The sequence below is a fragment of the Roseovarius nanhaiticus genome (assembly GCF_900156535.1).
Taxonomy (GTDB): domain Bacteria; phylum Pseudomonadota; class Alphaproteobacteria; order Rhodobacterales; family Rhodobacteraceae; genus Roseovarius; species Roseovarius nanhaiticus.
This window is the reverse complement of record NZ_FTNV01000001.1, coordinates 809,116-821,468: the sequence shown is the minus strand read 5'-3', so window position 1 is coordinate 821,468 and position 12,353 is coordinate 809,116. Positions and strand designations below refer to the sequence as shown.

13 protein-coding genes are annotated in these 12,353 nt (G+C 65.5%); 3 read left to right on the top strand and 10 right to left on the bottom strand.

The genetic code is table 11. From position 1 onward, the window contains the following. Nucleotides 1-15: 15 nt before the first annotated feature. Entirely contained in the window at nt 16-1,533 is a 1,518-nt protein-coding gene (locus BW975_RS03950) for a hypothetical protein (protein ID WP_076531130.1), read from the bottom strand. Nucleotides 1,534-1,704: 171 nt separating this feature from the next. Here BW975_RS03950 and BW975_RS03945 point away from each other — a divergent pair, with 171 nt between their 5' ends. Both BW975_RS03945 and BW975_RS03940 read left to right on the top strand, forming a co-directional pair. Beyond that, a complete protein-coding gene (locus BW975_RS03945; protein WP_244512526.1) occupies nt 1,705-2,478 on the top strand; it encodes an SDR family oxidoreductase in 774 nt (257 codons plus the stop codon). Continuing rightward, the gene (locus tag BW975_RS03940; protein ID WP_076531128.1) at nt 2,475-3,092 is read left to right on the top strand and encodes an enoyl-CoA hydratase/isomerase family protein; all 618 of its coding nucleotides are present in this window, start codon (nt 2,475-2,477) and stop codon (nt 3,090-3,092) included. The genes BW975_RS03945 and BW975_RS03940 overlap by 4 nt, the downstream gene beginning before the upstream one ends. Here BW975_RS03940 and BW975_RS03935 read toward each other — a convergent pair. The 9 genes from BW975_RS03935 to BW975_RS03895 form a co-directional block, all read right to left on the bottom strand. Continuing rightward, entirely contained in the window at nt 3,073-5,562 is a 2,490-nt protein-coding gene (locus BW975_RS03935) for a GcvT family protein (protein WP_076533361.1), read from the bottom strand. The genes BW975_RS03940 and BW975_RS03935 overlap by 20 nt on opposite strands. Before the next feature lie 13 nt (nt 5,563-5,575). Then, nucleotides 5,576-6,472: a homocysteine S-methyltransferase family protein gene (locus BW975_RS03930; RefSeq protein WP_076531126.1), complete on the bottom strand. Its 897-nt coding sequence runs from the start codon at nt 6,470-6,472 to the stop codon at nt 5,576-5,578. Beyond that, entirely contained in the window at nt 6,469-6,924 is a 456-nt protein-coding gene (locus tag BW975_RS03925) for a pyridoxamine 5'-phosphate oxidase family protein (RefSeq protein ID WP_076531124.1), read from the bottom strand. The genes BW975_RS03930 and BW975_RS03925 overlap by 4 nt, the downstream gene beginning before the upstream one ends. Continuing rightward, nucleotides 6,924-9,365 carry a GcvT family protein gene (locus BW975_RS03920; protein ID WP_076531122.1) on the bottom strand — a complete coding sequence of 814 codons (2,442 nt, stop codon included), beginning with the start codon at nt 9,363-9,365 and terminating at the stop codon, nt 6,924-6,926. The genes BW975_RS03925 and BW975_RS03920 overlap by 1 nt, the downstream gene beginning before the upstream one ends. 16 nt (nt 9,366-9,381) lie before the next feature. Continuing rightward, nucleotides 9,382-9,759 carry a GFA family protein gene (locus BW975_RS03915; RefSeq protein WP_170846550.1) on the bottom strand — a complete coding sequence of 126 codons (378 nt, stop codon included), beginning with the start codon at nt 9,757-9,759 and terminating at the stop codon, nt 9,382-9,384. Beyond that, on the bottom strand, nt 9,759-10,145 hold the full coding sequence (locus tag BW975_RS03910) for a GFA family protein (protein WP_076533360.1): 387 nt from the start codon (nt 10,143-10,145) through the stop codon (nt 9,759-9,761). The genes BW975_RS03915 and BW975_RS03910 overlap by 1 nt, the downstream gene beginning before the upstream one ends. A gap of 2 nt (nt 10,146-10,147) precedes the next feature. Further along, entirely contained in the window at nt 10,148-10,768 is a 621-nt protein-coding gene (locus BW975_RS03905) for a LysE family translocator (protein ID WP_076531118.1), read from the bottom strand. Nucleotides 10,769-10,778: 10 nt separating this feature from the next. Continuing rightward, the gene (locus BW975_RS03900; RefSeq protein ID WP_076531116.1) at nt 10,779-11,351 is read right to left on the bottom strand and encodes a helix-turn-helix domain-containing protein; all 573 of its coding nucleotides are present in this window, start codon (nt 11,349-11,351) and stop codon (nt 10,779-10,781) included. Nucleotides 11,352-11,431: 80 nt separating this feature from the next. Then, on the bottom strand, nt 11,432-11,884 hold the full coding sequence (locus BW975_RS03895) for a GAF domain-containing protein (RefSeq protein ID WP_076531115.1): 453 nt from the start codon (nt 11,882-11,884) through the stop codon (nt 11,432-11,434). A 119-nt stretch (nt 11,885-12,003) separates the two neighbouring features. On the opposite strand from BW975_RS03895, the gene BW975_RS03890 reads away from it, so the two are divergent. Further along, nucleotides 12,004-12,342, top strand: coding sequence for an STAS domain-containing protein (locus BW975_RS03890; RefSeq protein ID WP_076531113.1), 339 nt, complete (start codon nt 12,004-12,006; stop codon nt 12,340-12,342). Nucleotides 12,343-12,353 lie beyond the last annotated feature (11 nt).

The window sequence follows — 12,353 nt, the reverse complement described above, 5'->3', positions numbered from 1 at the left end:
CGCGCTACCCGCCGCCTAGCGCAGGCGCTGCCCGTTGGCGATGATACCGCCCTCTGGCGTCAGCTCGATTTCCGAGACAAGCGTATCCTCGCCCTCGCCCGGCACAGCGGCCGAGCCCAGGGTCATCCGCGCCATCATGGCCTGCGACTGGTCGATCAGACCCAGCGAGATCAGACGATCGAGCAACGTATTGGCGCCTGTCAGCTTGAAAGACGCGGTGCCGACCGCGCCGCCAAAGCCGTTTTCGACCCCCTCATCGAACGTCAGATCGCCCATGCCGGTCAGCTCGGCGCCCGCAAGGCTGACCAACAGGCGGTTCAGCGTCATCGCGTTCAACTCGGCCGGGGCCTCATCCCCCATCTCGACACGCATCATTTCGCTGGGATCCATGATATCGGCCAGGATCGTCGCCGCGCCCTCCAGGTCCAGTGCGATCGTCGCCGGATCCCGCGGCAACACGCCATTGGCATCGAGCAGCGCCCAGGCTGTGTCACCCAGGCTGACACCGCCCAGCAGCAGGTTCAGGCCGAAATCCTGGGGTGCCTCTGCCTTGGCCACCGGAAAGGCCAGATCGAACACGGCCTCCTCCATCTCCATCGACAGCGGGACGGGCAGTTGCGGCGTGGTGATCTGGGCCACGAGGCCCTCCGACATGGCGCCGTAGGCGAGGCCATCCGCGTCCATCGCGACGCTCAGCTTGCCGCCCCGGCTGCTGGTGCTGCCGCTGGTCGTGGTGCCCTCCTCTTTGATTTCGAATGCGCTGGCGCCGGGCCCGAAAGCGTAGGTCCCCTCCACCGAGAAGCCCTGCGCGAGTGCCGCGGTCATGTCAGCGCCATCCACGCCCTCGGGCATGTTCAGCATTGCAGACATCTCGAGCGTGTCGAACCGGCCATTCATGTCCAGATCGCCGCCTTCGGGATCCGACATGGTGAGGCGGTAGGTGGCGGGACCGGATTTGACCACCTGATTGGCAATCCGTCCGCCGTCCAGCTCCATCACGGTGCGGCCCTCGACGGCCTCGATGTCGAATGCGATATCGCCCAGATCCATCGTTTCGCCATCGGCGGCGACGCTGTCGATGCGAATGCCGATGCCGTCGGCCGTGTAATCATAGACCATGCGCGCGGCGTCGCCCGACACGTTGCTGACCATGTTGTCTGTCAGGTAGCGCATGTCGACAGTCACCGTTTCGGGGCCGGATTGTTCGATCCGGATGGGCAGATCCTCGGGATAGGCAATGCCCACTGTGCCGTCGCCATTGTCCTGCATCGTAATCTGCGGGATCGTAAACACCGTGGTTCCGGCGCCATCGGGCAGGGTCTGGGTCAGGGTGAGGTCGGTCAACTCCAGCGCATCGGCAGTCTCGGTCTCGGTCGCGCTGACCTCAAAGCCAAAACCGCGCAGGTAGTCCTGCCAATCGGCCCAGACATCCGCAGGGGCGATATCGGCTGCGGCACTGCCGGCGCCCAGGATCAGCGCCGTCATCACGGCGCCAGCGCCGCGCGCGCCCTTGTGCATGCCAGTGGAATTCATGTCGGACCTCATATTCCGGAAAATCAGCCCATAGCTTCGGGGGAACGGAGGCCAGCGTCAAGATGCGCCGTCGGCGCGGGCGGCCACCTGCCTCTGGACCCGGCGCAGGCGGGGCGCTAGGCAATGATGCAAAGGGCGCAATCGGCGCCGCGACACCCGAAGGAGACCCCGATGACACATTCCAGCGCCACGCCCGACATGACCGGAAAATCGGTCCTCATCACCGGCGCCAGCCGTGGCATCGGCGCCGAGGCCGCACGCGTCTTTGCCGAGGCAGGCGCGCATCTGGTGCTGATGGCCCGCTCCGCGGATGCACTGCGTGACGTGGCCGCACCTCTGGGCGCCGAGACGATCACCGGTGACGTTGCGCAATACGCGGATGTCGCCGCCGCCGTCGCGCTGGCCGAAGAGCGCTTCGGCAAGCTTGACGTGCTGATCGGCAATGCGGGCGTGATCGAGCCCATCGCGATGATGGACGCCGCCGACCCCGAGGCATGGGGCCGCGCCATCGACATCAACCTCAAGGGCGTTTTTCACGGGATGCGCGCCGCCATGCCCGGCATGAAGCGCGCGGGCGGCGGCACGATCCTGACCGTGTCCTCGGGCGCCGCGCACAACCCGATGGAGGGCTGGAGCGGCTATTGCGCCTCCAAGGCGGGCGCGGCGATGCTGACCGCCGCGGCCCATCACGAAAGCGCGGCGCGCGGGCTGCGGGTCATGGGCCTGTCGCCCGGCACGGTCGCCACGCAGATGCAGCGCGACATCAAGGCAAGCGGCGTCAATCCGGTCAGCCAGCTGGACTGGGAGACGCATATTCCGGCGGACTGGCCCGCCCGCGCGCTTCTGTGGATGTGCGGTGCCGGGGCTGACGCATATCTGGGACAGGAAATCTCGCTGCGCGATACCGCCATCCGCGCGACCATCGGTCTGGGGCAGAGCGCATGATAGCACTGGAGCGCGATGAGGGCATCTGGACCGCCACCATCGACCGTGCGGACAAGGCGGGCGCACTGACCGAAGAAATGCTGACGCGGCTGGCCGAGATCGCCGAAGCGGCAGGCGGCGGCGACGGCGCTCGGCTTTTGATATTGACCGGCGTCGGCAAGGTTTTCTCGGCTGGCGCCGATCTGGGCGCGATGCAGGGCGGGCTGGCCACGTCGCCCGTTTGGGAGCGACTGAGCAGCGCCATCACAGCCCTGCCCTGCCTCAGCATCGCGGCGCTGAACGGCACGGTTGCGGGCGGCGCGATCGGCATGGTGCTGGCCTGCGATTTTCGCGTGGCCGTTCCCACGGCGCAGATCTTCTACCCGGTGATGCAGCGCGGGTTCCTGCCGCAACCCTCGGATCCCGCGCGCCTCGCCGCGCTTGTCGGCCCGGCACGCGCGCGCCGTGTCCTTCTGGCGGGCGAGCGGGTGGACGCGCAGAGCGCGCTCGACTGGGGTCTCTATGATCGTATTGCGGCGCCAGAGGATTTGACCGGCGCCGCAATGGATTTGGCGGATCATGCGCTGGGGGCAAGCCCCGCACATGTTGCTGCGATCAAGCGGCTGATTCCCTGAGGCCGTCCGAGGCGACGCCTTCCGCACGCACCCGCGTGCTCTTGGGGTCATACATGGGCCGCAGGCTGGCTTCGGCCTTGACGCGGCTACCCGCCACGTCGATCTCGTAGCTGGAGGCCAGCACCTCCTCTGCGCTCTCGCCCTTGCAGGGCACATAGCCCATGCCGATGGCGCCGCCCAAGTGGTGGCCGTAATTGCCGGAGCTGACATAGCCGACGATCTCGCCATCCCGCAGGATCGGCTCGTTGTGGTAAAGCAGCGGCTCGGGGTCGGTCAGGCGGAATTGCAGCATGCGGCATGCCAGCCCCTCGTCCTTCTTGCGCAGCACCGCATCGCGCCCGATGAAATCAGGTTTGGCCGTCTTGACCGCAAAACCCAGCCCGGCCTCCAGCACGTGATCCTCGCTGGTGATGTCATGGCCGAAATGGCGAAAGCCCTTTTCGATCCGGCAACTGTCCATGGCGTGCATCCCGCAGAGCGTCAGGCCATGGGCCTGCCCCGCCTCGCGCAGCACCTCGAAGGCATGCCCGGCCATATCGGCGCTGACATAGACCTCCCAGCCCAGCTCGCCCACGTAGGACACGCGGTGCGCGCGGGCGAGGCCCATGCCAAGCTCGATCTCCTGCGCGGTGCCGAAGGGGTTTGCGGCGTTCGAGAAATCATTGGGCGACACCGCCTGCAAGACCTTGCGCGCATTCGGACCCATCACCGCCAGCACGCCCTCGCCCGCCGTCACATCGGTGATGACGACGTTATGCGCGCCCTTGTGCCGCTCCATCCATGTCTGATCCGCCAACCGTGTCGCGCCCGGCGTGACGACCAGATAGGCCGTCTCGGACAGGCGCGTGACAGTCACATCCGCCTCGATCCCGCCCTTGGAATTCAGGAATTGCGTATAGACGATGCGCCCCACCGGGACGCTGAAATCACCGCCGCCGACATGGTTGAGGAACGCCTCGGCATCCGGCCCTTCGACGCGCAGCTTGCCGAAGCTGGACATGTCATACATGCCCACATTCTCGCGGATGGCGCGGTGCTCGGCGGCGGAATTGTCGAACCAGTTCTGCCGCTTCCAGCTATAGCGATACTCGCGCTCCTGCCCCGCGCGCGCGAACCAGTTGGCGCGCTCCCATCCTGCCGCCTCGCCCATCACGGCGCCCTCATTCAGCAGCTGGTGATGGAATGGCGTGCGGCGAATACCGCGCGCAGTGGCTTTCTGGCGATGCGGAAAATGATCGGCATAGAGCAGGCCCAGCGTTTCCTTGCTGCGCTCGAACAGATAGGTCTTGTTGCCTTGGAAGGGCTGCATCCGCCCGATATCGACGCCGCCCAGATCGAAGGGCTTTTCGCCGCTATCCATCCACTGGCTCAGCGCATGGCCCGCACCGCCCGCCGACTGGATGCCGATCGAGTTGAAGCCCGCCGCGACCCAGACATTGTCCATCTGCGGCGCGAGGCCGAGGTGATAGGCGTCGTCGGGCGTAAAGGATTCCGGCCCGTTGAAGAAGGTGTGGATGCCTGCCTCTGCCAGCATGGGCAGGCGATTGCACGCGGCCTCGAGGATCGGTTCGAAATGGTCGAAATCCTCGGGCAGCTGGTCGAATTCGAAACTTTCGGGGATGCCGTTCATGCCCCAGGGCTTTGCCAGAGGCTCGAACGCGCCGACCAGCATCTTGCCCGCGTCCTCCTTGTAATAGGTGCACTCGTCCGGCACCCGCAGGACCGGCAGCTGGCTCAGACCCTCGATCGGTTCGGTCACGATGTAGAAATGCTCGCAGGCGTGCAGCGGCACGTTGATGCCCGCCATGCGGCCCACCTCATGGCCCCACATCCCGGCGCAGTTGACGATCATGTCGCATTCGATATGGCCCTCGGCGGTGCCATCATCACTGGCCCAATCGACGCCGGTGACGCGGCGGCCCGTTTTGGCGATGCCGGTGACGCGCACGCGCTCCTGAACGCGCGCGCCGCCCTGCCGCGCGCCCTTGGCCAGCGCCAGCGCGATATTTGCCGGATCGGCCTGCCCGTCGGTGGGCAGCCAGATGCCGCCCGTGACGCCATCCAGATTGAGATGCGGGTAATGCTCCTTGACCTCGCTGGCCGACAGCTCTTCGGCGGGCACGTCGAAGGCGCGCGCCATGGCGGCGGCGCGGTAAAGCTCCTCCAGCCGCTCGGAGGTCAGTGCCGCCGAGACCGAGCCGACCTGCCGGAAGCCGGTGGCGACTCCGGTTTCCTCCTCGAGCGTGGTGTAGAGACCGGCGGTATAGCGCGCGAGCTTGGTCATCGTGTTCGAGGTGCGCAGCTGCCCGATCAGGCCCGCCGCGTGCCATGTCGTGCCGCTGGTCAGCGCCTTGCGCTCGAGCAGGACGATATCGGTCCAGCCCAGCTTGGCCAGGTGATAGGCGACCGAGCAGCCGACGACGCCGCCGCCGATGATGACCACGCGGGCCTTGGTTGGCAGATCCATGATGTCGCTCCTTGCGTCAGACGATGGTGTGGCCGGCGGAGCGCAAACGCGCGGCCAGCTCGGCGATGTGATCCGGGCCGACTTCGCAGCAGCCGCCGACGATGGTGGCACCTTGGGCGATCCAACCCATGGCGAAATCTGCATAAAGCTCAGGCGTGAGGTCGCGCCGGGCGCTGAGGGCATCCACGGTGGGCGAATCCTCCAAAAAACCGGCCGTGATGTGGTCGAACCCATTTGCGTAGGCCCCAAAGGGCAGGCCAAACTCGCGCAGACGGATCAGCCCCGCGCCCACTGCCTCGGGGCGGGTGCAGTTGATCAGAACGGCCTCGGGCTTGTAGGTGGCGATGACATCGGCCAGCTCGTCCACCCGCTCGCCCGAGCGGAGGCGGTTGCCGTTGTCATCCATCACCGTCACCGCCAGCCACACGGGCAGGCCCGCCTCCCTGCACCCCATCAACGCGCCAGTCGCCTGCGCGACGGATGCTGCGCTTTCGATCAGCAGGATATCGACGCGGCCACGCATCATGCCCGCGATCTCGGCATAAAGCGGCGCGGCCTCGGCGGGCGGCGGGCACAGATCCGGGCGGTAGGACGCGCCCAAGGGGCCGAGCGTGCCGGCGATGCGGCCGCTGTCATGAGCCTTGCGCGCTGTTTCGGCCTCGGTCAGGGCGCAGTCTATCAACGCGGCGAAATCGCTCTCCAGCCCATCGCGCCTCAGGCGATCGCGATGGACCGCGTAGCTGTTGGTGCTGGCAATGGTGGCGCCTGCATCAAAATAGGCGCCATGCACCTCGGCAGTGAGCCCCGGACGGTCCTGCATCACGCTGGTCGACCAAAGCGGCGTTGGCTTGTCCCCGGCGCGCTTGACCAGTTCCTGCCCGATTGAGCCGTCCAGAAGGATGATATCGCTCATGGGTAGATCTCCGCGAATTTGAGTTTGTAGGCCGCGACCATTTCGGCCTCGGTCATTCCATCGTCATAGGGCGGGGTCGTTATGTGATGCGTGGCCTCGATATCGATCAGGACAAGGTCCGATATCCGCGCTGCCAAGTCGGCCCATTTGGCCTGCCACAGTCCGATCAGCGCGCCGAATTCGGCGCTGTCTTTTTGCGCAACGCGCACGGGACCTGCCGCGCGCAGGCCCTTGCGCGCGAAAGGGTCTATGAAATTCACCTCGGCAAAGGGGCTGTGCGTCAGATTGCGCAGAGTGCCGGGCGAGCGAATGTTGCCAAAGCCGATGCACGCGTCGTCCAGCACCAGAAACGTGCCCTTGAAGTTGACCGCTGGCCGCCCCTCAGGTGTCACCGTGGCGACAAAGCCCAGTGGGAAATTCCCGATGAGCCGTTTTGCGCGCGCGTCCAGCATCAGGCGCGGATCCGCTCGTTATGGGTGTCCCAAAGCGGCGCGTCGGGCTCGACCGTGGCGGGGTAACGCTCGCCATAGATCTCGACCTCCAGCGCCGTGCCCGGCTTGGCCAGATCGGCGCGGAGCATGCCCAGCGCGACCGAAGAATTTACGCGATACCCCCAAGCGCCTGACGTCGTCTCGCCCACGATCTCGCCGCCATGCCAGAGGGTCGACATGTAGGGCGCGTCGGCCTCGCCCGCCTGCACGGTCAGCGTAACGAAACGTTTCTTGCTCCCCCGCTGCTTCTCGCTCAGAAGGGCCGCCTTGCCGGGAAAGTCCTGCGGCTTGTCGAATTTGACGAAGCGCTCGAGCCCGCCTTCCAGCAACGAATAATCGGTGCTCAGATCGCCCTTCCACGCGCGGTATCCCTTCTCGATGCGCAAGGAATTCAGCGCATACATCCCGAAGGGCTTGGCGCCCGCGTCGAGAATGGCGCGGTAGATATCGGGCATGTCCTCGTTGGCGGCATGCACTTCCCAGCCCAATTCCCCTGCGAAACTGACGCGGATCAGGAACGCTTTGCGCCCCGCGACGGTGCAATGCTGGTGGCTGAGCCACGGCAGGCTCAGATCGCCATCGGTCAGCGGCGCCAGGATGGTGCGGCTCTCGGGGCCGGTGACGATCAGCGCGCTCCGCTCGGTCGTCGTCTCCTCGACGGTGACGCCCTCGGGCACGGCGGCGCGGATTAGCTCGCCATCATGCCATTGCGCGGTGGCGGCGGTGATGAGAACGAAGCTGTCCTCGGCCAGCCGGATACAGGACAGCTCGGTCAGGATGCGCCCGCGATGGTCGGCGACATAGACAAGGTTCATGCGCCCCACCTTCGGCAAGCTGCCGGTGACCCAGCCGCGCAGCCATTCATCCGCGCCCTGCCCCCGCACCCAGAAGCGGGAAAATCCGGGCAGGTCCAGCACGCCGCAATGGTCGCGCACGGCCTCGCATTCCTCTCGGATGCGCTGCTCCCACGGGCCGGCGCGGTTCCAGGTCTGGGTGGCCTCCTCGCTCAGATCATCGCCGGGCTTGGCGAACCAGTTGGCCCGCTCCCAGCCGTTATAGGCGCCCATGACGCCGCCCATCTCGCGCACGATGGCATCATTCGGCCCCAGCTTCTTGTTCCGGCCTGCGGGCCATTCGTGCCAGGGGAAATGCATGGCGTATTCGTGGCCATAGACCTCCATCCCCTTGGCGATGCAGTAGTCATTGTCGGTGTAATCGGTATAGCGGCGCGGATCGACGGACCACATGTCCCATTCGGTGCCGCCCTCGGTGATCCACTCGGCCAGCACCTTTCCCGCGCCGCCCGCCTGCGCGATCCCGAAGGTAAAGACGCAGGCCTCGAAGGCGTTGGGCACGCCCGGCATCGGGCCGAGCAGCGGCAGGCCATCGGGCGCGTAGGGGATGGGGCCGTTGATGACCTTGTTGATGCCCGCTTGGCCCAAGAGAGGCACGCGCGCCATCGCATCCTCGATATACCATTCCAGCCGCTCCAGATCGTCGGGATAAAGCTGAAAGCTGAAATCCTCGGGGAAGGGATCGTCAGGGGTGATCCAATGCGCCTTGCAGTTCCGCTCGTAGGGGCCGAGGTTGAGGCCGGTCTTTTCCTGCCTGAGATAGTAGGAGCTATCGACATCTCGGAGCAAAGGCAGCTTGCCATGCTTGGCGGTATGCTCGGCGATCTCGGGGATCTCGTCGGTCAGTAGGTATTGATGGCTCATCACCATCATCGGCACGGTGCGCCCGCCATAGGGCTTGAACCATTCGCCGACTGTTTGTGCGTAGTAGCCTGCGGCATTCACCACGTATTCGCAGCGGATATCGCCCTTGTGAGTGTGGACGATCCATTCGCTGCCGTCGCGTGTGACGCCGGTGGCAGGGCAGAACCGCTCGATCCGGGCGCCCAGATCGCGCGCACCCTTGGCCAGCGCCTGCGTCAGCTGCGAGGGGTCGATATCGCCATCATTGGGGTCATAAAGCACGCCTTTGAGGTCATGCGTCTCGAGGAAGGGATACATCGCCTTGGCCTCGTCCGGCGACATCATGCGCATGTCCATGCCCTGCGAGCGGCCCATGCCGCAGGCGCGCTGGAATTCCTGCACCCGCTCCGCACTATGGCCCAGACGCAGCGAGCCGGTGACATGGTAGTTCATCGGATAATCGACAGTTTCGGCGAGGCCACGATAAAGCTCGGCGCCGTAGCGCTGCATGTTCATGATCGCCCATGAGGTCGAGAAGGTCGGGCAGTTGCCCGCCGCGTGCCATGTGCTGCCCGCCGTCAACTCGTTCTTCTCCAAAAGGACGCAGTCGGACCAGCCCGCGCGTGCCAGATGATAGAGGCTGGAGGCGCCCACCGCGCCGCCGCCGATGATGACCACGCGGGCCGTGCTGGGGAAGTTGCTCATGGTTTCGTCTCCCTTCTCAGGACCGCGCCAATTGCGGCAGGTCATCCTCGATGTCGTAATAGTCGCCCTTGTCTTCGCAGAAGATGTGCTTCTGGAGCGTCAGGCTCGTGGGCAGATCCAGCGCGCCGAGCGCGAAGCTGATGGTGTCCTCGTCACGCGCCTTCCAGAAGAGGAAGCTGCCGCAGCGGGGGCAAAAGCCGCGCTTGGCCGTGCCGCTGGCCTCATACCAACTCGGCGTGCCGGTGATGGTCAGATCCGCCTCGGGCACGTAGGCCGACGCCCAGACATGGCCCGATTGCTTGCGGCACTGGCCGCAATGGCAGGCCGAGACGCCGCGCGGGGTGCCATGCACCTCGAACGCGACGTCACCGCAAAGGCATCTGCCGCTCAGCATCATTCGCCCTCCTGAAATTGCGGCAGGTCGCCGCCGATCTGGTAGTAATCGCCGCGCTCACGCACCCAGACATGCGCGCCCAGGTGCAGACCCGTGGCGCCGTCCAGCGCACCCATCAGCAGATGCACATGCGCGCCCTCATCCCCGCGCCAGAAGAGCGTCGAGCCGCAAGCGCAGCAAAACCCGCGCTTGCCGATGTCCGAGGCGCGATACCATCGCAACGTCTCTTGCCGCTGAAAGCGCAGCGATCGCTTGGCCACCGGCACGGCGGCGAAATGATGGCCCGACTGCCGGCGGCATTCATCGCAGTGACAGGCAATCGCCATGCCCGTGGGCACCCCTGCCGTGTAGGCGACAGCGCCGCAGAGGCATGACCCGCGCAGCACGCCTACGCCCTCCACGGCAGGGCTGTCGCGCCCAGAAGCGCGCCATAGACGACGAAACAAAGCGCGAGGCCTTGGCGCAATGGCTTTGACGCGACAGCGCCCAGGGCCGAGCGGCCCAGCATCGCGCCCAGCGCGGTGTAGCCAGTGTAACTCAGCGCGGTCAGCGTCAGTGCGGTGGGCACGATCACCCACATCTGCTGGGCGATCGGCACGTTTGGCTGCACGAATTGGGTAAAGGCGGCCAGATAGCCTGCAACGCTCTTGGGATTGATCGTCGCGATCAGGAAGGCACGGGCATAAACCGATCCACCGCCCTGCTCGGTCTCTTTCAGCGCGCGGCCCGCCTGCCGCCACGTTCTGATCCCCAAGTAGATCAAGAAGCCCGCGCCGATGATCTTGGCCACCTGAAACGCCACCGGTGACGCCAGCAGCAGCGCCGAGATACCCAGTGCCGACAGGGTCAGAAACAGCGCCGCCTGCGTCAGGATCGCGGCGATCCCTGGCACGGCGCGCCGAAACCCCAACGTAACGCCATTGGTGATGCAGTTGACTGCGTTCGGCCCCGGAGTCGTGACGAAAACCACCCAGAAGATTGCAAAGACGGTCCATCCCTCCCAGCTCATTCCGGCGCCCTCAATAGACCGGGGGTGCGATGACCCAAATCGCGACCGCCGGTTGATCGTAGGGGTTGCGCCAGGCCTGCGCCTCGCCGCGGATGCGGAAACTGTCGCCCGCGCCCACTGTGAATTCGCGGCCGCCGATGGTCAGATCCAGGTGGCCGGATACCATATACGCCACCTCCTGCGTGGGCCGCGTGATTGGGGCGGGCGCCGCCGAGCCGGGCGCGAAAGTGGAGTGCACCATTTCAAAATCGTCGGTTAGATCCGGCGAGAGCAAATCTTCTGCAAGGCCCGCAATTCCCTTGCCAATGGGGCGACGCGCGGCACGGCGCACGATATGGCCGGCCTCGCGCTCGGTTGGCTGTGCCTCGCCCTTCAGCAACGACAAGGACACGCCCAGCGCCTCGGCCATTTCGAGCAGATCGCTCTCGCTGGGCTGCGACAGGCCCCGCTCCACCTGGCTCAGCCAACCGACCGAGCGGCCCAGCCGCGCCGCAAGTTCAGCCAGCGTCACGGACCGCGTCTTGCGCAGGGCGCGCAGATCGGCGCCCAGGCTGGGGGTATCGGCGATTGACGTTTGGAGCATGGCGGCGCCCGTGAAATTACGGCAAGTAATTTCATGTTGCCGCGCACGGTGAAAAAATCAAGCTTTATTTCACCGAGGCGTTAGCCGCCAAATGTCTGCCGCAAAAGCTTGGTGAGACCGTCTGCATCGGTGCGGTCGAAGGCCGCAATCCGATCGCTGTCGATATCGAGCACGCCCAATAGAGCGCCATCCGCATCCCGGACAGGCAGCACGATCTCGCTTCTGGTGCTGCTGGAGCAAGCGATATGCCCCTCAAACGCCTCAACGTCATCGACCAGCTGAACCTCGCCCGTGCGCGCCGCGGCGCCGCAAACCCCGCGCGAAAACGGAATCACCAGGCAGCCGTGACCACCCTGATACGGCCCGATCTTGAGCAGGTCGGGCGCTGTGACGCGGTAGAATCCGGTCCAGTCGAACCGGTCATCCGCATGGTGCAATTCGCAGGCCATCGTCGCCATGAGCGCAACGATATCGTCCTCGCCCTCGGTCAGACTGGCCAGGATTTTGCCAATGTCCTCATAGTCGATCCGCATGTCTGCGCCCCTTTTGCCGCTGCTGATGGCGCGCGTGTAACTTTTTCGGAGACCGAGAACCAGATGGTAACGAATTGACCCTAGCGTGATCTGGAACACAGCAACGAGCGGAGCGATTGATGGACCTGTCCAGTAGCAAACAGGGCGACTACCACGTCGTCACGGTAAACGCCGCGCGCATCGACGCGGCGGCGGCCATCGCATTCAAGGAGGCGCTGCGCGCCGAGACCGCCGAGGGCCTTCAGGACGTGCTGCTTGATCTGGGAGAAGTGCAATTCATCGATTCCAGTGGCCTCGGGGCCATCGTCGCCGCGCTGAAATTGGTTGGACCGACCCGCCGGCTGGATCTGGCACGGCTGACGCCGGATGTGGAGAAGGTGTTTCGCCTGACGCGAATGAACACGATCTTCACAATTCACGAGGGGCTGGAGGACGCCGCCCCCCGCAGGGCCGGTTAACCGCCGGAGGA

Bases quoted from the DNA above. Each gene is read 5' to 3' on its own strand.
- BW975_RS03950 (WP_076531130.1), bottom strand. From the start codon at position 1,533: ATGAATTCCACTGGCATGCACAAGGGCGCGCGCGGCGCTGGCGCCGTG.
- BW975_RS03945 (WP_244512526.1), top strand. From the start codon at position 1,705: ATGACACATTCCAGCGCCACGCCCGACATGACCGGAAAATCGGTCCTC.
- BW975_RS03940 (WP_076531128.1), top strand. From the start codon at position 2,475: ATGATAGCACTGGAGCGCGATGAGGGCATCTGGACCGCCACCATCGAC.
- BW975_RS03930 (WP_076531126.1), bottom strand. From the start codon at position 6,472: ATGAGCGATATCATCCTTCTGGACGGCTCAATCGGGCAGGAACTGGTC.
- BW975_RS03925 (WP_076531124.1), bottom strand. From the start codon at position 6,924: ATGCTGGACGCGCGCGCAAAACGGCTCATCGGGAATTTCCCACTGGGC.
- BW975_RS03920 (WP_076531122.1), bottom strand. From the start codon at position 9,365: ATGAGCAACTTCCCCAGCACGGCCCGCGTGGTCATCATCGGCGGCGGC.
- BW975_RS03915 (WP_170846550.1), bottom strand. From the start codon at position 9,759: ATGCTGAGCGGCAGATGCCTTTGCGGTGACGTCGCGTTCGAGGTGCAT.
- BW975_RS03905 (WP_076531118.1), bottom strand. From the start codon at position 10,768: ATGAGCTGGGAGGGATGGACCGTCTTTGCAATCTTCTGGGTGGTTTTC.
- BW975_RS03900 (WP_076531116.1), bottom strand. From the start codon at position 11,351: ATGCTCCAAACGTCAATCGCCGATACCCCCAGCCTGGGCGCCGATCTG.
- BW975_RS03895 (WP_076531115.1), bottom strand. From the start codon at position 11,884: ATGCGGATCGACTATGAGGACATTGGCAAAATCCTGGCCAGTCTGACC.
- BW975_RS03890 (WP_076531113.1), top strand. From the start codon at position 12,004: ATGGACCTGTCCAGTAGCAAACAGGGCGACTACCACGTCGTCACGGTA.